At 44.2% G+C, this 23,554-nt stretch carries 20 protein-coding genes and 1 riboswitch; of the genes, 19 read left to right on the top strand and 1 reads right to left on the bottom strand.

Annotated elements, in window-relative coordinates:
- The first annotated feature begins 8 nt into the window (after positions 1 to 8).
- The 4 genes from NSQ29_RS19030 (at position 9) to NSQ29_RS19015 (ending at position 4,560) form a co-directional block, all read left to right on the top strand.
- Positions 9 to 1,142: a putative bifunctional diguanylate cyclase/phosphodiesterase gene (locus tag NSQ29_RS19030; protein ID WP_340968287.1), complete on the top strand. Its 1,134-nt coding sequence runs from the start codon at positions 9 to 11 to the stop codon at positions 1,140 to 1,142.
- Between the two features lie 117 nt (positions 1,143 to 1,259).
- On the top strand, positions 1,260 to 2,186 hold the full coding sequence (locus tag NSQ29_RS19025; RefSeq protein ID WP_042186207.1) for a 5'-3' exonuclease: 927 nt from the start codon (positions 1,260 to 1,262) through the stop codon (positions 2,184 to 2,186).
- Between the two features lie 264 nt (positions 2,187 to 2,450).
- Complete coding sequence (locus tag NSQ29_RS19020; RefSeq protein ID WP_340968289.1) at positions 2,451 to 3,332, top strand: ROK family protein; 882 nt, start codon at positions 2,451 to 2,453, stop codon at positions 3,330 to 3,332.
- A 211-nt stretch (positions 3,333 to 3,543) separates the two neighbouring features.
- Positions 3,544 to 4,560: an HRDC domain-containing protein gene (locus NSQ29_RS19015; RefSeq protein WP_340974788.1), complete on the top strand. Its 1,017-nt coding sequence runs from the start codon at positions 3,544 to 3,546 to the stop codon at positions 4,558 to 4,560.
- An 82-nt stretch (positions 4,561 to 4,642) separates the two neighbouring features.
- On the opposite strand, the gene corA is transcribed toward NSQ29_RS19015, so the two are convergent.
- Positions 4,643 to 5,578 (bottom strand): magnesium/cobalt transporter CorA, encoded by a 936-nt coding sequence (gene corA / locus NSQ29_RS19010; protein ID WP_042125638.1) that lies wholly within the window; start codon positions 5,576 to 5,578, stop codon positions 4,643 to 4,645.
- A gap of 398 nt (positions 5,579 to 5,976) precedes the next feature.
- Positions 5,977 to 6,107, top strand: a riboswitch (SAM riboswitch).
- A 113-nt stretch (positions 6,108 to 6,220) separates the two neighbouring features.
- On the opposite strand from corA, the gene metA reads away from it, so the two are divergent.
- From metA to NSQ29_RS18935, 15 genes are all read left to right on the top strand, one after another.
- The gene (gene metA, locus NSQ29_RS19005) at positions 6,221 to 7,141 is read left to right on the top strand and encodes a homoserine O-acetyltransferase MetA (RefSeq protein ID WP_042186211.1); all 921 of its coding nucleotides are present in this window, start codon (positions 6,221 to 6,223) and stop codon (positions 7,139 to 7,141) included.
- A gap of 36 nt (positions 7,142 to 7,177) precedes the next feature.
- Positions 7,178 to 8,350: a PLP-dependent transferase gene (locus NSQ29_RS19000; protein ID WP_340968291.1), complete on the top strand. Its 1,173-nt coding sequence runs from the start codon at positions 7,178 to 7,180 to the stop codon at positions 8,348 to 8,350.
- Between the two features lie 267 nt (positions 8,351 to 8,617).
- Positions 8,618 to 9,754, top strand: coding sequence for a cyclic dehypoxanthinyl futalosine synthase (mqnC, locus tag NSQ29_RS18995; RefSeq protein ID WP_340968292.1), 1,137 nt, complete (start codon positions 8,618 to 8,620; stop codon positions 9,752 to 9,754).
- A gap of 206 nt (positions 9,755 to 9,960) precedes the next feature.
- Positions 9,961 to 10,803, top strand: coding sequence for an SPFH domain-containing protein (locus tag NSQ29_RS18990; RefSeq protein ID WP_042186213.1), 843 nt, complete (start codon positions 9,961 to 9,963; stop codon positions 10,801 to 10,803).
- A gap of 11 nt (positions 10,804 to 10,814) precedes the next feature.
- The gene (locus NSQ29_RS18985; RefSeq protein ID WP_042186214.1) at positions 10,815 to 10,982 is read left to right on the top strand and encodes a toxin-antitoxin system HicB family antitoxin; all 168 of its coding nucleotides are present in this window, start codon (positions 10,815 to 10,817) and stop codon (positions 10,980 to 10,982) included.
- A gap of 498 nt (positions 10,983 to 11,480) precedes the next feature.
- Positions 11,481 to 13,418 (top strand): threonine--tRNA ligase, encoded by a 1,938-nt coding sequence (gene thrS, locus NSQ29_RS18980; protein ID WP_076300071.1) that lies wholly within the window; start codon positions 11,481 to 11,483, stop codon positions 13,416 to 13,418.
- Positions 13,419 to 13,833: 415 nt separating this feature from the next.
- Positions 13,834 to 14,400: a 3D domain-containing protein gene (locus tag NSQ29_RS18975; protein WP_371915726.1), complete on the top strand. Its 567-nt coding sequence runs from the start codon at positions 13,834 to 13,836 to the stop codon at positions 14,398 to 14,400.
- 176 nt (positions 14,401 to 14,576) lie between these two features.
- The gene (locus NSQ29_RS18970) at positions 14,577 to 14,720 is read left to right on the top strand and encodes a hypothetical protein (protein WP_156114753.1); all 144 of its coding nucleotides are present in this window, start codon (positions 14,577 to 14,579) and stop codon (positions 14,718 to 14,720) included.
- 246 nt (positions 14,721 to 14,966) lie between these two features.
- Positions 14,967 to 16,046, top strand: coding sequence for a cell wall-active antibiotics response protein LiaF (gene liaF, locus NSQ29_RS18965; RefSeq protein WP_340968298.1), 1,080 nt, complete (start codon positions 14,967 to 14,969; stop codon positions 16,044 to 16,046).
- Positions 16,047 to 17,123 (top strand): HAMP domain-containing sensor histidine kinase, encoded by a 1,077-nt coding sequence (locus NSQ29_RS18960; protein ID WP_042186220.1) that lies wholly within the window; start codon positions 16,047 to 16,049, stop codon positions 17,121 to 17,123. It abuts the gene before it with no gap.
- A 3-nt stretch (positions 17,124 to 17,126) separates the two neighbouring features.
- On the top strand, positions 17,127 to 17,780 hold the full coding sequence (locus NSQ29_RS18955; protein ID WP_042186223.1) for a response regulator: 654 nt from the start codon (positions 17,127 to 17,129) through the stop codon (positions 17,778 to 17,780).
- Between the two features lie 651 nt (positions 17,781 to 18,431).
- Complete coding sequence (locus tag NSQ29_RS18950) at positions 18,432 to 20,096, top strand: S1C family serine protease (RefSeq protein WP_149645836.1); 1,665 nt, start codon at positions 18,432 to 18,434, stop codon at positions 20,094 to 20,096.
- Positions 20,097 to 20,203: 107 nt separating this feature from the next.
- Positions 20,204 to 20,893, top strand: a complete 690-nt coding sequence (locus NSQ29_RS18945; RefSeq protein WP_042125657.1) for a response regulator transcription factor — start codon at positions 20,204 to 20,206, stop codon at positions 20,891 to 20,893.
- A gap of 1 nt (position 20,894) precedes the next feature.
- Positions 20,895 to 22,340 (top strand): sensor histidine kinase, encoded by a 1,446-nt coding sequence (locus tag NSQ29_RS18940; protein WP_340968301.1) that lies wholly within the window; start codon positions 20,895 to 20,897, stop codon positions 22,338 to 22,340.
- 60 nt (positions 22,341 to 22,400) lie between these two features.
- A complete protein-coding gene (locus NSQ29_RS18935; protein WP_341125832.1) occupies positions 22,401 to 23,357 on the top strand; it encodes a 4-hydroxy-3-methylbut-2-enyl diphosphate reductase in 957 nt (318 codons plus the stop codon).
- Positions 23,358 to 23,554 lie beyond the last annotated feature (197 nt).

Below are 23,554 nucleotides of genomic sequence, written 5' to 3'. Positions count from 1 at the left end.
TGAATAAAATGCAAGTTTCGATACTGGAAATGGTTATTTCACTTGGAATTTTAATAAGTATTTATTTAGGTGCATTTATATATAGGGTATTCTTACATACAAAGCGAAATATTCGAATAACACCCAGAGAAACGGGTTATGGCATATTCGGAATATTTCAGTTATTCGGGTACTTTGCAGAACTGGCTGGATTTCCAGACAGACGAATGAACGCTGAACGATGGCAGGAATGGCTTGAGGGTGGAAGATGCAGGGTTGAAAAATGCGCGGTGAGTCTGGCAGGTCAAGACTACTATAGGACCTCTGATCCTTTGGTTCAAGTAGCGGAAGAACGTCTGCCGCTGCTTGAGAAGGATCTTCGCAAAGCATTGGCCAATGAAGAATTCCTACTCGTCTATCAGCCCCAGATTAATGTGCGGACGCGGAAAATAGTTGGAACTGAGGTTCTGTTGCGCTGGGATCATCCCGAATTCGGAAGGATCTCTCCTGAAATTTTTATTCCTATGCTGGAGGAGTCAGGCATGATCTCTCAGGTTGGTGAATGGGTACTCCGCTCAGCCTGTGAGCAGATTAAAAAGTGGGAAAATCATTTAACTTCAGCGATCCGCATTTCAGTAAATCTGTCTGTGAAGCAATTGCTGGAAGATAACATTCTGGGTATTCTTTCCGGAATTATACAGGAAACCGGCATAGATCCCCGAAGGCTGGAGCTAGAAATTACAGAAAGTGTATTTCTTGCGCATACGGAGACCATGATTTCAAGATTACGACAAATCAGAGACACAGGTGTAAGCATCGCAATAGATGATTTTGGTACAGGACAGACCTCAATCAGCTACTTTAAGTACTTCCCTATTCAGACACTCAAGATTGACCGGTTGTTCATTCGTGAAATTGTAAGCGACAAGTATGATCAGGCGATCGTCTCTTTTTTGATACTATTGGCGCATAGTCTGAAGATGAAGGTCATTGCTGAAGGTGTTGAGCATATGAGAGAGTTTGAGATTCTTTCAGGCTATCAATGCGATGAGGTTCAGGGGTACTTGTTCAGCAGACCTTTAACAGCAAGGGATTTTGAAGATCTTATGGCGTCGGAAGGAATCTTTACAATAATGCGGGGGGGTAGCGGTAAACTCTTGTAATGCAAATGTATTCCAGGGATTGGATAATGGAGAAACTTCATACGCTCTTATAAGATTGCAGGTTTTCTGATAGAATACTCCTAGAAGCTAAATGCATTCACAAGGAGAGGTTTATACATGAGAGCAGAAACAACGGGCCGTGTAATGCTTGTAGATGGAATGGCTCTGCTGTTCCGGGCCTTTTATGCGACCTCTTATGGAGGATATATTCGCAAGACAAAAGCTGGATTGCCGACGAATGCGGTGTATGGTTTTTTGCAGTATTTTTTCGATGCGGTAAGCACATTTGAGCCTTCTCACGTCGTATGCTGCTGGGATATGGGCAAAGGAACGTTCCGCACCGAGAAATACGATGGATACAAATCGAATCGGATTGAAGCCCCGTTAGAGCTGATTCCACAGTTCGATCTAGTAAAAGATGTAGTAGCTGAGCTTGGGGTGCCGAATATTGGACTTGCAGGCTATGAAGCGGATGATTGCATTGGTACGCTGGCTTCTTGTTACAGTGAAAACTCTGAGGTATATATTTTGACGGGTGACCATGATATGCTTCAGCTCATTGATGAGAATGTTAAGGTCGTCATTATGAAAAAGGGACGCTCTAACTATAAAGTGTATGACCTTGCAGAATTGCTGGAGGAAAAGGGGCTAACCCCTAGACAAGTGATTGACCTGAAAGGCTTTATGGGCGATACCAGTGATAATTATCCCGGCGTAAAAGGGATTGGTGAGAAGACTGCGCTGAAACTGCTGACCGAATACGGAACAGTTGAAGGTGTAATTGAGAATCTGCATCTGCTCCCTAAAGGTGTGCGTACCAAAATCGAAGCAGATCTGGATATGCTGCATTTATCGCGAGAGCTAGCGGAAATCCGTTGCGATGTACCAGTGGTCTGCGAGCTGACGGAAGCCTTGTGGCAACTACAGCGGGAAACAGCTGCGCGCAAATTTCAGGAGCTAGAGTTCGGCAGCTTGATGCATTTGATTGCTGAGGTGCAGGACGAACGAGGAATTGTACAGATTGAGTTAGGCGATTTGGGTTAAAGAAGACATCCTTCATGCAAAGATGCATGGAGGGTGTTTTGTTAAACTATAAGAACGTATAAGTTTCACACTAAACATTATCCTTATCTTTCTCTCTTAAACGCCTTTTGCGTCCTTATAAGGAAGCAAAAGGCGTTTATACTTGTTGTGATAGCGCTTCATTCGACGTATAATTAGGGCTGGTGATTGCTTTTTTTTATGATATTATTCATTTGTGTATGGGTAGCGTTTCAACTTCTAACTAGAGAAAGGGAGATAATTGCTGTGAAGCTATTGGGAGCGATTGAAGCAGGCGGAACAAAGTTTGTATGTGGGATTGGTTATGAGGACGGTACCATTGTTGACCGAGTTAGCTTTCCGACAACAACACCGGAAGAAACGATGGGACTAGTAATAGACTATTTTAAAGAGAAAAATGTAGAAGCATTCGGAATCGGATCTTTTGGACCAATTGATCCCGTACTGGACAGCCCTACTTATGGTTACATAACAACGACACCAAAACCTCACTGGGGACAATATAATCTGGTAGGCACAATGGCTGAGCAATTTAACGTTCCGATCGGCTTTGACACGGATGTGAATGGTGCAGCGCTTGCGGAGAGTAAATGGGGAGCAGCTAAAGGTCTGGACAGCTGTCTTTATATTACGGTTGGGACAGGCATTGGAGCAGGAGCGGTTGTTGGCGGCCAGATGGTCCATGGATTGTCACATCCTGAGATGGGACATATTCTAGTTCGTAGACATCCAGAGGATACGTTTGAGGGTTACTGTCCTTATCATGGCGATTGTCTTGAAGGATTAGCCGCAGGTCCGGGGATCGGCAAACGCTGGGGACAACCGGCAGGAGAGCTACCAGTGGACCATCCGGCATGGGAAATGGAAGCTCACTATCTTGCACATGCACTCATGAACTATGTGCTGATTCTGTCTCCTCAAAAAATCGTAATGGGCGGTGGTGTTATGAAGCAAAGCCACCTATTCCCGTTGATTCGCACTAAGCTGCAAGAGTTATTGAGCGGATATGTTCAACATCCATCGCTTAATGTCGACATCGATAATTATGTTGTCTCACCAGGTCTTGGAGACAATGCAGGGCTTGCTGGAGCGATTGGATTGGCTACATTAGCTCTAGCTAGAAACTAGTATAAAAAGACATTGACTGTTCGGTAATATATGGTATTCTAGGATCTAACAGTATAGCATTTAATGAGGGAGCACCTCTTTCGCGTTTATCGTGAGAGAGGTGCTTTTTTGCGTTCGGGGTCTGATTGAGAAAGGATTTGTTCGCTCCGAAGGAGGCTCTTCCCGGAAGGTTATTGTGCTTGCTGTAATGTTGAGAAAGGTAGGGATGAATATGCAAATTGTGTTTATGAACCGTTTATCCAGAATATCTGGAGTGGATCAAGAGGTGTACGCCCAGTTGTGGATTGGAGAGGAAGAGGGGATCTGGAGTTTGGGCTGGCGTGATTTTTCAGGTGGGGAGAATTACATTGAGAATTTGTGGTATGAAGGTGGTTCATGGAATGAGATGCTCTGTGTATACAGGCATGAGCTAGCAGTGAAGATGGGAGATGGCTATCGACCCTTAATCGATGGGATATTCCACGAGGAGGATAGTCTTACTGGACGTAATCAGGAGCAGCTGAAGCTTCAATATTACAGCGAACATTATGGGAATGAAGCCATTTATGAAGAGTTATGTGCTTGGCGCCGTGGTAAGGCTTCGAGTGAACGGAAGGCGCCCTATATTCTCGCCAGTAATCGTCTGTTGCGCTTGTTAAGTACATTTCTACCGCATACGCCAGAGGAACTGATGCAAATTCCGGGTGTGGGAGAAGGCAAGATAGCGCAGTTTGGGGCTGATTGGCTGGCTATAACTACTGCGGTGGCAAGGGAACATTCCTTCCCTCTAAATTGGGTGCATGAAGTAATTGAAGAGGAGTCTTTCGTATCTTGGCTTTATAAACAGAAAGAAGTCAAATATAAGAAGCAGCTAGAACGACTGCGCTTGCGGAGGATTTTGCTACAGGGGATCGAGAATGGGTTGGGCTTGGAACAGCTTAAGGTGAATAGTGGAGTGAACCGGCGTGAACTGATTGAAGCGGTAGAGGAGCTAGAAAGAGAAGGTTATTCTGTCGAGAAGCTGATCCATGTAGAGCTTGGCAATATGCCGCAGAGTGAGCAGGATGCGATATGGAATGCCTATGTGGAGCTCGGGGATCTTTTCCTAAAACCGGTGTTACATAAGGTGTATGGTGACGATTTTTCCGCTGCTGAAGGATTGGATATTTATTATGAGCGTCTGCGATTGATACGCATCCGTTTCCGTCGAGAGCAGACGCATAAAGTGGGCATGGCGACCAGCTTTTAAATTTGCGCATACCAAAAAGACGAAGGCTTCCTTATACCTTACGGTTACAGGGCCTTCGTCTTGCTTATTCGTCCGGTTCGTTTCATAGCCATTCCTTCTTGCGGAAAACATAGAGCATCCCACAGCCTAAAGTCAACATGACGCCTATAACGCCATAATAGCCATATTTCGTATGAAGCTCGGGCATATGATCAAAGTTCATACCGTAGATTCCGGTAATTACGGTCAGGGGCATGAATATTGTTGTGATCGCAGTAAAGACTCTCATAATTTCATTCGCGCGGTTGGCGATACTGGATTGGTATGCCTCTCGTAAGTTGCCCATGAGATCGCGATACGTCTCAAAGGTTTCAGATATTTTAACCGCATTTTCATAAATGTCGCTAAAATATTTCTGCAGCTGATCATCAATCAGACGGAGGTCTTTTTTATTTAGGGTATTGATCACTTCTTTTTGTGGCCCCAGCATTTTCTTCAACCATAGAATTTCACTTCGCAGACCGATAATTTCACTGAGATGTGACTTCTTGGTATGCATGAGGATATCTTCTTCCAGCTTCTCAATCCGAGCTTCAATTCGGTCGCCGACGGAGAAATAGTTATCAACGACAAGGTCAATTAGCAAGTAAAGGAACATATCCGGTTCACTTACTTCTTGCTCCCAGAGCATAGGCTTCAGGATTCGTAGTTCATTGATCTTTTGTTTCGTGACAGTGATGATGTAATGTCTTCCAAGGAATACATTGAGTGCCCGTAGGAAAATTTCTTCATCGTCAAAGCGAATGCTATTTACAACAATAAAGTAGTGACTTTCGTATATTTCGATCTTTGGACGCTGATCCTCTTCGCTAAGGCAATCCTCAACAGCAAGATCATGTAGGTTGAACAAGGGCTGAAGCAGCTCCAAATCCTCAACATCGGCGTCAATCCAATAGAACCCTTCCGTTGGGGGTGTTAGTGTTTCATCAATTTCATCAATAGGTGTAAAAACCCCTGCATTTACCAGCCGGATTTTCATCTGATTTCACTCCTCCTATCCCCAGGTCTTCACTAGGGACTGCTAAATTAAGCACAGAGAAAAAAATCAGCTTGGCCGGCGGTACAATCAATACATAGGGCCAAATGAAGTTTCGAGGGCATGAAGAAGAACTGCTCCCGCCGCCGGCAAGCTGATGATTATCCTGTGTGGTTGCTCATTCTGTACACATATTTGCGAGCTCGGGTCGCCTTCCATCCTTCTTCTCACCTCTTCTTTTCGTTCAGGTATGAAATACTTGTCTAGTATAACAACGGAGTATGCCTCTTTCAAGCAAATTTATTGTGATTTTGAGGCTTCTTCAGCATTGTATGGACTTGACGAAAAGGAGGTTCATGATTTAAAGTGAATTTTAAAGTAATTTAATTGAATACAGCTAAATCTTATCAAGAGCAGGTGGAGGGACTAGCCCTATGAAACCCGGCAACCGGCGTGTAAACGCACGGTGCTAATTCTTGCGGAATTTCTGCAGACGTCTAATCGTCTTCAGGAACATTCTGGCAGATGAGAGAGGCGCATATGACTGTAGATATGACCTTTCTCGATTTCCGAGGAAGGTCTTTTTATGTTCAGCAAGCCGCAGTGCGGCAAAATAACTAAATTCAGCTAAGGAGTGGAAAGACAATGCCAATTAAAATTCCCGACAGTTTACCGGCGAAAGAAGTACTATCCGGAGAAAATATTTTTGTGATGGACGAAAGTCAGGCTTTCCATCAGGATATCCGTCCACTACGGATTGCTATTCTGAACCTCATGCCGACTAAAGAGACGACAGAGACTCAATTGCTGCGTTTAATTGGAAATTCGCCACTACAAGTTGATGTTACTTTATTGCATCCGCGTTCCCATATTTCCAAGAATACTTCTGCTGAACATTTGAAGAGCTTTTACAAAACCTTTGACGAGATCAGCCACCGCCGTTTGGATGGTTTAATCGTTACAGGTGCTCCTGTAGAACAAATGGAGTTCGAGGAAGTATCGTATTGGGAAGAACTGAAAGAGATTTTTGAATGGAGCAAGGACAATGTGACTTCAACCATGCATATTTGTTGGGCGGCACAGGCAGGCTTATATCATCATTTTGGTGTTCGTAAAGTGGCATTGCCTGAGAAATGTTTTGGCGTCTTCCCTCATACGATTAATCAAAATAACATTAAACTGTTGCGCGGCTTTGACGAGGTATTCCATGTACCACACTCTCGTCATACCGATGTCTCCCGTGAAGATATTGAGAATAACCCAGATCTGCAGATTCTGGCGGAATCCGAAGAAGCTGGTATGTATCTAGTGGCTACAAACGACGGTAAACAAATATTTGTGACCGGACATTCCGAATATGATCCTCTATCCTTGAAATGGGAATATGACCGTGATGTGTCTAGAGGGATGGAGATGGCTTTGCCGAAACATTACTTCCCTAAAGATGATCCAGAACGTACACCTCCAGCAGTGTGGCGTGCGCATGCCAATTTATTATTCTCTAACTGGCTCAATTACTATGTATATCAAGAAACGCCTTATGATATCGACCCGATTGTTTATTAATAATAGCGCTACAATATAAATTAGGAGGCATTAATCATGGATGACAAACTTAGGATTGAAAGTAGACTGGCTCAAATAGGTTCTCAAGAAGATCCTGCCACAGGAGCAATTAATTTTCCGATTTATAATGCAACGGCATTTCGTCATCCAAAACTCGGTCAAAGCACAGGGTTTGATTATAGCCGCACCAAGAGTCCGACCCGTTCAGTGCTTGAGAATGCAGCTGCGGAACTGGAATCTGGAGATGCAGGATTTGCTTGTAGCTCTGGGATGGCAGCGATACAAACGGTGCTTACCTTGTTCGCTCAAGGCGACCATCTGATCGTTTCGCTGGATCTTTACGGCGGTACCTATCGTTTGTTGGAACGGATTATGTCCAAGTTTGGAATCACTGCTTCTTATGTAGACACGAATGATTTGGATGCACTGGAAGCTTCGCGTTGTCCAAATACGAAAGCTGTATTTATTGAAACGCCAACGAACCCACTTATGATGATCACGGATATTGAAGCCGTGTGCACTTGGGCACGTCACCATGGGTTACTTAGCATTGTAGATAATACGCTGCTGACTCCATTCTTCCAACGGCCTATAGAATTAGGTGCGGATATTGTAGTTCATAGCGCTACTAAGTATTTGGGTGGTCATAATGATGTACTGGCAGGCCTGATTGTATCCAAGGGTGTAGAATTATCAGCTGAATTAGCTATTCTACATAACTCTATTGGCGCCGTGCTCGGACCAACAGACAGTTATCAGTTGATGAGAGGCTTGAAGACATTGGCGCTGCGTATGGAGCGTCACGAAAGCAATGCACTAGCGATCGCTCACTACTTATTAGAGCATCCAGCGATTGCGGAAGTGTTCCATCCAGGATTGCCTGATCATCCAGGACATGAAATCCAGAATCGTCAATCTTCAGGCAATACCGGTATTTTTTCTTTCAAATTAAAAGATGCCAGATACGTAGAGCCGCTTCTTCGTCATATTCGTCTTATTGCATTCGCAGAAAGCTTGGGCGGCGTAGAGTCACTTATGACTTATCCGGCTGTACAAACACATGCTGATATTCCTGTGGAGATTCGAAATGCTGTGGGTGTAGATGATCGTTTGCTGCGCTTCTCCGTCGGTATTGAACATGCAGAGGATTTGATTGCTGATCTTGGCCAAGCACTAGAGGCCGCTAGGGCAGAAATTGAGTCCAAGTAACAGGAAGAAATGTTCAATCGAGTGTTAGTGGAGAAATAGAGTATAACTAGCAGTATCGCTTAGTGCGATGCTGCTTTTCTTCTGGATAGGAATTTGCGAAGAATGTAAAAGCATTTTTCAAGCTGTTCAGATTGTGATACGATGAGGAAATGAACTGTTCAATTGTATGAGAAAGGGTTGTCACCTTGAAAAAGAGACAACGTTTTTTCTTCCTGTAATTTTGTGATTCTACCATACCCCTAAGGGTTTAGAAGGAGGATGCGAACGATGAGTGCGATAGATCTTATTTTGGACAAAGCCCTACGGGGTGAACGTCTCCAATTGGAAGATACCATCCGACTGTTCGAGAGCAACGAAATTGAGAAAATGGGTGCAGCTGCAAACACCATAATGGAACGCTGGCATCCAGACCCGATGGCCACGTTTGTAATTGGTCGTAACATTAACTATACGAATGTATGTGATGTCTACTGCCGTTTCTGCGCATTTTATCGCAGACCGGGCTCTGATGAGGGTTATGTATTGCCGGATGAGACGATTTACCAAAAAATCGCTGAGACTATCGCTGTAAATGGTACAGAAATACTGATGCAAGGCGGTACGAACCCAAATCTTCCTTTCAGCTATTATACCGATATACTTCGCGGAATTAAGCAACGTTTTCCTGAGATTACAATGCATTCCTTCTCTCCTGCTGAGATTATGAAGATGAAAGAAGTATCTGGATTATCGCTCGAGGAAGTTGTGCGTGAAATCCATGCTGCTGGCCTGGATTCACTACCAGGTGGGGGAGCGGAAATTCTCGATGATCGCACACGCCGCAAGATCAGCCGACTTAAAGGCTCATGGCGCGAGTGGATGGACGTAATGCAGACAGCGCATAAGGTCGGTATGAATACGACAGCTACGATGGTCATTGGACTTGGTGAGAGTATGGAAGAACGGGCATTACACTTACTTCGTGTGCGTGAGGCTCAGGACGAGTGTATTGCCAACAAATACGATTCAGAGGGTTTCTTGGCCTTTATTTCTTGGACCTTCCAACCGGACAATACTAACCTGAAGTTGGATAGACAAACGCCTGAAGAATATCTGAAGACGGTAGCCATAAGTCGCCTTGTTCTAGACAACATTAAGAACTTCCAGTCCTCTTGGGTAACAATGGGACCAGAGGTCGGCAAGCTTTCCCTTCAATATGGCTGTAACGATTTCGGCAGTACAATGATTGAAGAAAATGTAGTATCTTCTGCGGGCGCGACCTACAAGGTCAATATCGAATCGATTACTCAGCTGATCCGCGAAGCAGGCAAAATCCCGGCACAGCGGAATACACGCTACGATATTCTGCGCGTGTTCGATGATGCTAATGCGAAGATTGATAATGATTTCATCATGCAGAACTAATATATAAATTAAATCAGCGCTTGTTGCTCGTTAATCCGTTTTGTGGATGATTGAGCAGCAAGCGTTTTTTTGTATGGTTAAGATTTCGAAGGTTTATTTTACCTGTGAACATAAATTCATTATTTTATCACATTTTTGTATACACATTATTATCCAAAAGTGATATCATAATCATATCAAAAGAATATCTTATGGGGGTGCTTTTTATGAAGGAGAAGACGCTTCGTCCTGTCAGCGGATTTTGGGTTATCGCATTAATTGCAGTTTGTTTGGCTGGTGGAATCTATGGTGCTGTTCAGGAGTATATTGCAGTACCGGTCATTCTGTTCGTTGTATCAGCAATACTATGTACGAGTATTACGGTTGTACAACCTAATAAGTCGGTTGTAGTCACCTTTTTCGGCAAATATGTAGGGACTATTGCAACGAGTGGACTGTTCGCAGTTATTCCGTTCAGCGTACGTAAGACGGTTTCCCTACGCGTTCGTAACTTTAACAGTGTGAAGCTCAAGGTCAATGATGTTGAAGGTAATCCGATTGAAATTGCTGCAGTTATCGTCTTTAAGGTGATTAACTCCGCTAAAGCCCTCTTTGATGTAGATAAATACATGGCTTTCGTAGAGATTCAGAGTGAAACGGCGCTGCGTCATGTAGCCAGCAAATACCCTTATGATAACTTCAATGAATCTGGGATGTCCTTACGTGCCAATGCAGATGAAATTGCTAAAGAGTTAGCGACTGAGCTTCAAGAGCGTTTGTCCTTATCTGGTGTAGAAGTCATTGAAGCCCGGCTTACACATTTGGCTTATTCAACAGAAATCGCCAGCACCATGTTGCAGCGGCAGCAAGCTTCTGCCATTCTGTCTGCTCGTCAAATCATTGTTGAAGGTGCAGTTGGCATGGTCGATATGGCGATTAAACAGCTTAAAGAGAGCGGTGTAGTGGAGCTTGATGAAGAACGTAAAGCGGCCATGATTAATAATCTGATGGTGGCGATCGTGTCGGAGCGCGGAGCGAGTCCGGTCATTAACGCCGGCTCGTTGTATTAAGGCGGTGCATCATGGCGGCCAAGAAAAGCTTTCCATTGCGGATCGATCCGGATCTGCATGAGGCGTTGGAACGTTGGGCGGGAGAGGAATTTCGCAGTGTAAACGGACATATCGAATACTTGCTGCGTGAGTCTTTGAAACGTGCAGGCCGCTTACCTGGGAAACGCCGAGAAGAGTAACCTGTTAAGGACAGTTCTAGCGCTATTTCCTGGCTGCAGAACTGTCCGTGTAGGTGACTGTTTCCGCGGTTTACAAAATTTTGCCCCCTCTACAGACTTGACTGTCAGAGAGGACAGATTTATAATTACTCCATAATTCACGTTAACAGCTTTGACAAAGATATGAATGGATTGTTCTGGACCGTATCAGAGAGAGGGAACATAGGCTGTAATTTCCTCCGGTATCCTACTATCGATTTACCCCTTTGTAGCTGCGGTTATGAATTCCCTGAAATGGGATAGTAAGAACCGCCGGTTCATGGTCGTTATTCCATGCTTACGAAGGATTCTGACTCGACTCTGCTTTAAGAGCAGATTGAGAGAATCGAATTTGGGTGGAACCACGGGTGCAATCGCTCGTCCCTTTGCGGGACGGGCGTTTTTTGTATGCGTGGATATTTCCGTTTCGAAAAATTTAAAATTGTTGTTTGGCTTAAGGAAATGAAGGAGGAAATTAAAATGGTAAGTATTAAACTTCCGGACGGTTCCGTTCGGGAATACGCAGAAGGTAGTAATATTGATGATGTAGCGGCTTCTATTAGTAGTGGACTTCGCAAGAATGCGGTGGCAGGGAAATTGAATGGTATTGTCGTGGATCTGTCCACTCCGCTAGAGGAAGGCGCATTGATAGAAATCGTAACTTTGGATTCACCAGAAGGCTTGGAAGTTATGCGTCACAGTACTGCCCACTTGATGGCGCAAGCTGTAAGACGTTTATATGGAACAAAGGAAGTTAAGCTTGGTGTAGGTCCTGTTATCGAAGATGGCTTCTACTACGATATGGATTTGGAACATCCGCTTAATCCTGAGGATCTGCTAAAGATTGAAAAGGAAATGGATCGCATTATCTCTGAGAACCTTCCAATCGTACGTAAGGAAGTTAGCCGTAAGGAAGCGCTCCAAATATTCGGTGAGCTAGGTGATCCTTACAAACTTGAACTAATTGAAGCATTGCCTGAAGATAGTGTGATTTCGATCTATGAACAAGGCGAATTCTTCGACTTGTGCCGGGGACCACACTTACCGTCGACTTCTAAGATCAAAGTCTTTAAATTGATGAATGTAGCTGGTGCTTACTGGCGCGGCGATAGCAAGAATAAAATGCTTCAACGCGTATACGGTACTGCTTGGATTAAAAAAGCGCAGCTCGATGAGCATCTTCGTCTGCTTGAAGAAGCGAAGAAACGCGACCACCGTAAGCTGGGTAAAGAGCTTGAAATCTTCACATTTAATCAATTGGTAGGCCAAGGCTTGCCGATCTGGCTGCCTAAGGGTGCTAAACTGCGCAGTATTCTGGAACGTTACATTGTGGATCTGGAAGCAAGTCTAGGATACCAGCATGTATATACTCCGGTTCTTGGTAATGTTGAACTATATAAAACTTCTGGACACTGGGAGCACTATCAAGAGGACATGTTCCCTAAAATGACTATTGATAATGAAGAATTTGTTCTCCGCCCAATGAACTGCCCGCATCACATGATGATTTATAAGAGCTCCATGCACAGCTATCGTGATCTGCCGATCCGTATTGCTGAACTGGGTATCCAGCACCGTTATGAAATGTCAGGAGCATTGACTGGCTTGCACCGTGTGCGTTCGATGACTCTTAATGACTCCCATATTTTCTGCCGTCTGGATCAAATTAAAGGCGAGTTCATTCGTGTAATCGAGTTGATTAAACAGGTATACAGTGACTTTGGTATTAATGACTACCGTTTCCGGTTGTCTTATCGTGATCCTAAGGATACTGAGAAATATTACGCTAATGACGAAATGTGGGAAACTGCACAGCGTATGTTGCGTGAAGTTGTAGAAGAAGCTGGTCTGCCATTCTACGAAGCAGAAGGCGAAGCTGCTTTCTACGGTCCTAAGCTGGATGTGCAGATCAAGACTGTACTAGGCAAAGAAGAAACTCTCTCCACTGTACAGATCGACTTCTTGCTGCCTGAACGCTTTGAATTGGAATATATCGGTGACGATGGTCAGAAACACCGTCCAGTTGTTCTACACCGCGGTATTTTAGGTACTATGGAGCGCTTTGTTGCTTTCTTGTTAGAGAACTTTGCAGGATCACTGCCGCTTTGGCTGTCTCCACAGCAGGTTAAAGTTATTCCTGTTTCGACTGCCTTCGACGATTATGCTAAGGAAGTTACAGACAAGCTGCGTCGCCGTGGTATCTCTGCTGAGGCAGATTTGCGTAATGAGAAGCTTGGCTATAAGATCCGTGAAGCTCAGCTGGAGAAGCTACCATACATGTTCGTAGTTGGCGAGAATGAGATGAATGCCGAGACAGTTTCCATCCGTAAGCGTGGAGAAGGCGATATGGGAGCTAAGCCGCTTCAAGAAGTTATTGAGCTGCTGGCTCAGGAAATTGCTGACCGTGTAATCTCCTAATTACTTGTAATAATCAACACCAAAAGTACGTCTAATAACGACCTCTGTCATATGCCCGTAAGGATCGAAAATTGATCTTTATGTATAAAATTTTGTGAATCGGGAAACCTTCGCTAATAAGGGGGAGGTTTATCACATGAACAAAATGGGCATATTTCAGAGGTTTTGGTGTCTTTTCGTCACAATAGTCCTACTGTTGACTGCTGCAGGTATCATTCCTGAATCCAAGCATCAAGCAGTTGTGGCCAATGGGACAGAAGACACATTACAGCACACAGATATTAGCAAAACGCTTTCGAACGAATTGCAACATACTCAGGCTAACTCAGGTTCAATGAGAACCAAAGATCAACAAGCTATTCTCACCACTGGCCGTGCTACCTTGTTATCAAACGAGCCATATTCCAGCGTACCGATCGTTCCTGCGACAACAAAAAATAAACCAGTAGCTACAAAGTCACCACAGAGCACTAAAGCTCCAACTACCAAAGGGAGTGGGGGTACAGGCTCTTCAAAATCGCCGAATTCTATTCCCGTAGCTGCGCCAGCTCCTGACCAAATTATTACTTCAATGAAAGTGATGGCGACGGGTTATACTGCGGGTTATGAATCAACAGGTAAAACATCTAAACATCCCGAATACGGAATCACCTATTCAGGTGTTAAAGTACGTAGAGATAAGAATACAGTCTCGACTATTGCTGCTGACCCTAAGGTAATCCCGTTAGGGAGTATACTTTATATACCTGGTTATGGATACGGCATCGTCGCTGATACAGGATCTGCCATTAAAGGGCGGAAGATTGATTTGTATTTTGCTACTACGAAACAGGTGTATAAGGAATGGGGCAAAAAATCAGTTGTAGTTCAGCTCATTAAGCGAGGAAACGGTACATGTACAGAAGTGATGCTGAAGAAGCTCACTCAGGCAATTGAGACTTATAATGCTGTACCGCAATCCCTGCTGGAAGAATCCATTTAAGATCTAGCGGTTATACTTCAATGAATTTGGTGGATTGAACTTAATTTCACTTGGTCATGCATAATAGTGACATCACCTTGCCATAATACGGACTGGGGCAGAGCAATAGCCTCATCCGAGATGTTCTCTTAGTAAGCATTATCTATGCTGCATAAGGGATAAGGGAGGTGAATTCCGTGGCTAATAATAAAAAGTCTAAAGTTCAAGAAAACTACAAAACACCGAATGAAAAATACAATGCTGAGTTTGCTGTTGAGAATGACGGCACAACTAAGCAAAGTGGAAATACTTCTAAACCAGCTCAGAAACCGCAACAATAATGCGCTACTGAAGCAGAAGACTGCTGAATAAAGAGACTGTCCCAAATCAGTTTATAACTGAGGGACAGTCTTTTTTTTATATTTCATATATAATGAAGTGAATGGAATATTAACCCATTCGTCTCGGTCTAGAGACTGAGTGGAAGTTCCTTCTCTCGCCGCTGTTTATGAGCGCTTCCTTCCTGTAGACTAAGGCTATAAGATTGAAGAAGAGAGCGTTCCACTAATTTAAAGGGGAAATGGAATATGAAAAGAAGGTTCACAAGTCAGATTTTTGGCGGCTTGATCCTGATAGGGATTGGAGCCATGTTTCTACTTAGACAGTTGGGTTACACCGATTTCAGCTTAGGTTATTTAATCTCAAATTATTGGCCTGTTATCTTGATCCTCATGGGGATGAAGCGACTCCTGGGTACGGGAGACGAACATCAAAAAGGTGGATCTTCACCTATCGGCGGTTTTTTCTTTCTGGCGATCGGAGTGTTCTTCCTTGGACGAAATTTGGACTGGTTCGATATTTCAGCCGGGGATTTTTTCAAAATGTTCATTCCAATCATGCTTATTGGTGGCGGTCTTTATGTGATTTTTAAACCACGAGGTTCAGTACCACCAGTGCCACCTGCGCCACCATCACCACCTGATTACTTTCCTCCAGGAAAAAGCTCGCTAGATGTGGAGCCGCCAAAACCGCTGGATTCCACGCTAGATGAACAATTCGAGCAGAAATTCGGTAAATCTTCTGGAGGGCGAGACTGGAATATTAATCTGCAAAAAGATGAAGAAGAGGATGAGGACGGAACTGGAGCTTTTAAATCCACCGCTGAATCACGTTGGCAGGAGAAACAGGAGCGTCATGAGCGCAGACGTCAGGAACGTCATGAGCGTCATGCTAGAAGACATGGGGAATGGCATGAGGAGTTCCATAAGACAGAGAGTAACAGCAAGGAGTCAACTAATCGCTCTGCTTTTATTGGGGATGTCCACATGGGTCGCGAGCATTTCCAACTGAAGAATACAAATGTCTCGCAGTTTATAGGTGATACTGTACTGGATCTGACGAACGCGCAGATTGCTTATGGAGAGACGAGGATTAATATCTCCGCTTTTATAGGTGACATCAAGGTATACATTCCGAATGATATGGATCTTGGAATCTCAGTGAACAGTAGTTCATTTATCGGTGATATGGAAGTTCTGGATCAGTCTCGGAGTGGATTTATGAGCAGTGTTCAATGCAAGACGCCTTATTATAAAGAAGCGGGCAAAAAAGTCCGCATTAACGTAAGTGCTTTTATAGGTGACATTAAAGTTAAAACGGTGGGTTAGATGGGAACAATCTTCAGTAATACCAAATGGTTGTTGTTGTTTTACTTTTTGCTCACTGGAGCCGTAAGCGCCGGGTTGATGTATGCAGGCACTTGCCTTGGGTATATCGAAGTAATGGATTATCGCATGTGGCTGTACTTATGTCTTGGGATCGTGTTGTTCACTGTTGTAATTGGCTATATGGCAGGGCAGCGCATTCAGCGCCGGATTGATCATCTGGATCTAAATATGCTGCAGGTGGCAAAAGGGAATCTGTCCGTACGTATGCCAGAGAGTGATGATCAGTCTTTTGCGAGAGTGTACCATGAATTTAATGTCATGATGGATACGGTTGAGAACAAGATGCAGCTTCTGCAGCGATTGGGTGAACAAGAGGTTATTGAGAAGGAACAGGCAGCGGAGAGTGCGGTGTTGGAGGAAAGAAGACGTATGGCCCGGGATTTGCATGATACGGTGAGCCAACAGCTTTTTGCCATCCATATGTCGGCTTCTTCGCTGCCTAAAGTGCTGAAGGTTAATGAAGCTCAAGGTCAATTGGTAATGGATCAGTTAATTGCAATGTCACAGATGGCACAAAAGCAGATGAGAGCACTTATTGCACAGTTGCGACCGGTGGAGCTGGAAGGCAGGAATCTTTTCGAAGCACTGGAAAAATGGTTCCCAGATTATTGCCGCCAAAACGGCTTAAAAGGAATGAAGGAGCTTGAGCTGCAAGGAGAATTATCTGAGGCTATTGAACATCAGCTATTCTTGATTATCCAGGAGGCTATGGCGAATATTGTGAAGCATGCTGAAGCTAGACTGGTCAGTTTATCACTGCGTGAAGGGTCAAGACAGGTTGTGCTGAGTATTAGCGACGATGGTCAAGGTTTTGAACATATACAGCAAAAACAGGGTTCGTATGGTCTTACCACCATGCGCGAACGTGCGGAGAAACTGGGTGGACAAGTGGAGATTATTAGCCGTAAGGGTGCGGGAACGACCATACGCGTACATATCCCTAAGTTTGTGCAAGGGAACTCTGAGTTAGAGGAAAAAAGAGCATTAGGAACAGATACAGAGGACGAGGAGGAATAGAGCATGAGCGTCATAAGAGTGTTGCTCGTGGATGATCATGATATGGTGCGGATGGGTCTTAAAACATATCTGATGCTGGAGCCGACGTTTGAGGTTATAGGAGAAGCAGCAAATGGACAGGAAGCGCTGGAGATGCTGCGTGCTGGCGGACATGAAGGCTTACCCGATCTCGTGCTAATGGATCTGATGATGCCTGTGATGAATGGTGTGGAGACTACTCGTGCAGTGCTATCGGAATTTCCTGGTCTCAAAATCGTTATCTTGACCAGCTTCTTAGAGGATGACCTCGTCGTGGACGCTATAGAAGCTGGAGCAGTCAGCTATGTGCTCAAAACCGTATCGGCAGAGGAACTGATCTACGCACTGCAAGGCGCATTTCGCGGTATGCCAGTTATGACAGGTGATGTATCGCAAGCGCTGACACGTGGCATTCGCCAGCGTACCGTGCAAGGCGATTCCTCCGGCTTGACGGAGCGTGAGAAGGAGGTCTTACTGCTCATTGCTGAGGGCAAGACGAATAAGGATATCGGAGAGGAACTACATATCAGCATCAAGACAGTGAAGACGCATGTCAGTAACCTGCTGATGAAATGCGAGCTGGATGATCGAACCCAGTTGGCTATTTATGCTCATCGGAAGGGTTGGGCTCAGGGTTAGGAATTGGTGTTTAAGATGATTTGGAGTAGTTTATGGGGACTTAAAAGTAAGTTATAGCGAAAACTTCCCTTTAATCTTGAGTTTTACACTTGTATACAGGATTATAGGGAAATCCTCCGTATAAATTCCTTGTTTTTCTCATAAATAGCTATGTTGCTGAGAATTATAGTGAGGTATTCCCTTTAAATCTTGATTTCTTGTGGTTTTTGGTTAATTATAGGGAGTTTTTCCCTATAATTATTGATCGTTGTTTGTTCCTTGTTCTTGGACTTCGTTCATGGACGACGTTCTAGGGTTTTGTTCTAGGTTGTATGTTGGAAGTTCGGGCCGCGTTGTTATCCGCGCCCGAGCTTCTTTTTTACTTCCCTGCCTAGGGATTGGGTATCAGAGCGAAAAGTTTACGACCGCCTTTGAAATCATGTTCTACCCGCAGGGTCAATTCATAGGAACATGATTTCAACAGCGGTGTAGCCTGAAACCCAGTCCTGACCAACAGCGTGCGCCTTTTGAACCAAATCCCATCTATTTGCCTATATCTTTTATCTCCGCTTAAATTGTTTTTAATGTGACCTTAAGGTTTAAAGTACAAAATAAGAAACAAGAAAACAAATTAATCCTTGTCAGGCGACAGGATGCAGGAGGTAAATAAACATGGACGATAACAAAAACAACTTTAATCGAGACAATGGACCAGCACCAGATCGGGATTGGGACAATAATAACCATAATAGCAATAATAATCAGTCATCCGAATCCGGATCATCATACTACTATTCTTATGGACCATTTAAATCATTGAACAAAGATGAAAGTAACGTAGACGGAAGTGCTCAGCATTACAACCGGATGGAGCCGGAGCGGGTCGAGATTACACCTCCACAGCCTGTAAAACAACTCCCATATAACAGTTCATATCGCAGTACAGGCTTCGATGGTAATGGCGGTGGACGTGGAGGAAACGGCGGAGGTGGTTCTGAAGGTGGCGGTGGCTGGCAGTTTAATAAAAAGCCAAAAAGCTCAGTGAAAACTATATTTGTTTCCTTCTTAGCGGGTATGGTCGTTCTCTCAGGTTCTATGTTCATGGCAGATCGAGGCAACTGGTTCACAGGGGATGCAACAACCATTGCAAGCTCAGGATCGAATGGAACGGCGAAGACGACGAATGAGAGTGCTAGTACTACACCTAATACTACCACTACATCATTGGTGAAAGGATCTCGTGATGTGACTGGCGTAGTTGATGCGGTTGGACCAGCAGTCGTCAAGATTGAGACGCTAGTGAAATCCGGTTCACGTAATGGAAGTTCATCCAGTCCGAATTTGAGTGATCCGTTCTCTCAATTTTTCTTTGGGGATCAATACGGTGGAAGTGGTTCTTCACAAAATGAGCAGGACTCGAAGTCAGGTTCAAATTCTTCATCGCAGCTCATCCCTTATGGAATTGGAACAGGCTTCATTTATGAGAAATCCGGATATATTTTGACCAATCAGCACGTCATTGAAAATGCCGATGTCATCCAAGTTACAGTGGATGGTGTGACCAAACCATACGAAGCAAAATTGCTAGGTTCTAGCAAAGATCTGGATTTGGCAGTACTGAAGATTGAAGGAGATACTGATTTCCCTACAGTTGCTCTGGGAGATTCGGATAGCTTGAAAGTAGGCTCAGAAGTGGTTGCTATCGGTAACCCGCAAGGCTTCGACCATACAGTAACCTCTGGTGTTCTTAGTGCAAAAGGACGCAGCATCGATATCAACGAAGAAGACGGTAGTGGAACCCGCAACTACAAAAACCTGCTGCAAACGGATGCTTCTATCAACCCTGGTAACTCCGGTGGTCCGTTGCTCAATATGAATGGACAGGTAATTGGTATGAACGTAGCTGTTAGCACAGATTCCCAAGGTATAGGTTTTGCTATCGCTGTGAATACGATTAAAGAAGTCGTAGATAAACTCGAAGCGAACCAAGCGATTCCAAAAGAACCCGTACCATTCATTGGTGCAACGCTTATGACGATTACAGATGAAGTAGCTAAGCAAATGGGCACGGATATTAAAGAAGGTTCTGTAGTTGCAGACATTATCTTTAAATCGCCAGCATATGCCGCTGACTTGCGCCCTTACGATATCATTACAGGTGCAAATGGTACAAAATATGCAACAAATCAAGATCTGATCGCTTTCATTCAAACGTTAAAAGTCGGTGACAAAGTAACGCTTAATGTGGTGCGCGATGGTAAAAACATGGATCTTTCCGTAACAATCGGCAACAAAAATGATTTTGATACGACTACTGGGCAAAGTCAGCAACAATAACACCGGACGGTGAATAACGCGGAAGGGGCAACCCTTCCGTTTTTTGTCTAAACATGGTGTGACTGCTACAATATAAATAAATAGAAATGAACAATGGGGGCTGCTTGATGCGACCGAATATTCTTATTATTGATGATGATGAAAAAATTATCTCCATGCTGCGCCGGGGGTTAGCTTTTGAAGGCTACGATGTAAAGACAGCGGTGAATGGAGCGGATGGTTTACGAGCAATCCTAAGCAGCGATCCGGATGTGGTGATTTTGGATGTTATGATGCCACAGGTAGACGGATTTGAAGTCTGTCGGCGTTTGCGTGAAGGAGGCAGTAATGTGCCTGTTCTAATGCTTACGGCCAAGGATGAAATTGAGCATCGTGTGAAAGGGCTTGATCTGGGTGCGGACGATTATCTAGTTAAACCATTTGCGCTGGAAGAATTACTTGCACGTGTACGAGCGTTACTACGGCGTAAGAGTGAGCAAAGTGGCGGCAGTGAGCAAGCGGTTACTTACGAGGATATTACCTTGGATGTGGATTCACGTGAAGTGACACGCGCCGGCAAGAGACTGGAGCTGACAGCGAAGGAATTTGAGCTGCTACATCTCTTTATGCAGAATCCGAAACGGGTGCTTTCGCGGGATCTGATCATGGATAAAATATGGGGTTATGATTACAGCGGTGAATCTAATGTACTTGAGGTATACATAGCTATGCTACGCCAAAAGACGGAGGAGCATGGCGGTAAACGCCTCATTCAAACGATCCGGGGTGCCGGTTACATTCTAAGAGGTGACAACTAACATGTCTATAAGATTGCGGCTGACTGCTTGGTATTCAGGGATTTTGGCCGTTATGCTGCTGGCCTTATCAGCCGCAATTTACGGTTTTGTCTATTTTAATACGTATGGGGACTTGAAGGATCGTCTGAAGGTACAATCTGAGCAAACGAAACTTTTATTTAGCGTTGATCGCTACAATGGTGAGCTGAAACTTGGCGGAGTCGGTCCTGAAAACTCCAATTTATATACGCAGATTTATACTTATGGCAGTAAAAGCTTGTCACAATCGACAAATATGATTAACTTTGGCCTACGGTTTGATTATCCTGCTAAAGATAAAATTGCAAAAGGATTTCGTAATGTTGTTGTGGACGGCAATCAGTTTTTGATCTACGAGATGCCTATCGAACTAGAGCATTATAATAATAATCCAGTGGCTGTATTACAAGTCGCTGCCTATGTAAATGAGCAGAATAAGCTATTGGAGCGTTTGAAAAATATATTGCTTGTCGGTTCTTTTGCTACCTTGATCGCGGCATTTACCTTTGGTTTATTCCTGGCACGTAAAGCGATGAGTCCTATTGGGAAAGTGATTGAAGCTGCAAACGGTATCCAGACTGGGACAGACCTAAGCTCCCGTATTGAATATGATGGACCTCCGGACGAAATAGGTCGTTTAATTGAGACTGTCAATAACATGCTTGGGCGGATGGAAGGATTCTACACAGAGTTAGAGGATTCTTATGCAGCTCAGCGTCGATTCGTTTCCGATGCATCACATGAGCTGCGGACTCCACTAACAACCATTCGTGGGAATATCGATCTACTGCAAAAAGTATGGGAGCTGGAACCGGGCGAAGGGAAGATGAGCGAGGCTGAAATTCGCCAGCTCTCGATGGAATCGGTGAAGGATATCGCGGACGAGTCTAAGCGAATGAGTCGACTTGTAGCAGATATGCTCTCGCTCGCTCGTGCTGATACAGGGCGAACCTTCGAGATAGAGCCGGTGGCACTGGAACCAATGATGACTGAGATCGCGCGTAGGGCATCCTTCCTGCCTCGTCAAGCGGAGTGGGTTACAGGGGATATGTCCGTCTTAAATGGAAAATATGTTGTGGGTAATAAGGATTATTTACAACAAATGTTATTTATTTTTATTGATAATGCTTTTAAATACACGCCTTCTGGCGAGGTAAGTTTAGATACGATTTTCTATCAGAATCAGGTTGGTATTCGGATCACCGATACGGGGATAGGTATGGATAAAGATGAGGTTCCATATATTTTCGACCGTTTCTATCGAGCAGATGAATCACGTGGAATTACAGAAGGAATTGGGCTTGGTTTATCCATTGCTAAATGGATTATTGACGAGCATGGTGGGTCTGTGGAAGTTGTTACACGCCAAGGCGAAGGAACTACTTTTGTGATCTGGTTGCCGCTTCTCTTTGCTCCGCCGCTGGAATAGGGTATAATTTAAAGTGTGTCCTATTACAGAAGTCAACGAAAGCAGAAAGTTGGTGAAGTCATGGAAGTCATTAAAATTTCTCCCCGGGGATATTGTTACGGAGTAGTCGATGCTATGGTAATGGCACGGCAGGCTGCGCAAAATCTCGATCTTCCCCGGCCGATTTATATACTGGGCATGATTGTTCATAATAGTCATGTCACGAATTCGTTTGAGGACGATGGCATTATTACCTTGGACGGTCATAACCGTCTGGATATTCTCGATAAAGTAGACAGTGGAACCGTTATATTCACTGCTCACGGAGTTTCACCTGAGGTACGCAAGATGGCTAGGGATAAAGGATTGACTACGGTCGACGCTACCTGTCCTGATGTGACAAAGACGCATGATCTCATTCAGGAGAAAGTCGATGACGGTTATGAGGTTATTTATATCGGCAAGAAAGGCCATCCGGAACCGGAAGGTGCTGTCGGCATTGCGCCAGAGCATGTGCATTTAATTGAAAAAGAAGATGAGATTTCAACTCTATCCATTCCTTCTTCACGGATTGTAATTACGAATCAGACCACTATGAGCCAGTGGGACATTAAAAATATTATGAAAAAGCTACTAGAGACCTTCCCAGGTGCTGAAGTGCATAATGAGATATGTATGGCTACTCAGGTGCGTCAAGAGGCTGTAGCGGAACAGGCGGGTCAATGCGATCTAGTGATTGTCGTTGGCGATCCACGAAGCAACAACTCTAATCGTCTGGCACAGGTGTCGGAAGAGATCGCAGGTGTTCCTGCTCATCGGATTTCTGATATCTCAGAACTAAACACCGACTGGCTGAAGGGTGTAAATATTGTGGGGGTTACCTCTGGCGCGTCTACACCTACACCAATTACCAAAGAAGTTATTAATTATTTGGAGCAGTATGATTCCGAGAATCCCGAGACATGGGAGATCAAACGTACTGTGAATATGGCGAAATTACTTCCTCCGGTTAAGAATAAGAGCGCAAGTACTACTTAAGCGCTGTAAGCGAACTTATATATTTGTGTTAGGACAAAAGCGCGTAACCTCGTCTTTCGAGGTTACGCGCTTTTCTATTTAGAAAAAGCGGTTTCATATTATAAATCAGGAAATAGGATTGACGGTAAAGGATTTTTAGAGTAAAATCGCTTTATCGGTTAAAAGCATAAAAGCTTAAAAGCTTAAAAGCGAACACG

It is taken from the genome of Paenibacillus sp. FSL F4-0236 (assembly GCF_038000135.1).
GTDB lineage: Bacteria > Bacillota > Bacilli > Paenibacillales > Paenibacillaceae > Paenibacillus_AQ.
Note: the sequence above shows the minus strand (reverse complement) of the source record. Positions and strands in the feature narration are given on the sequence as shown.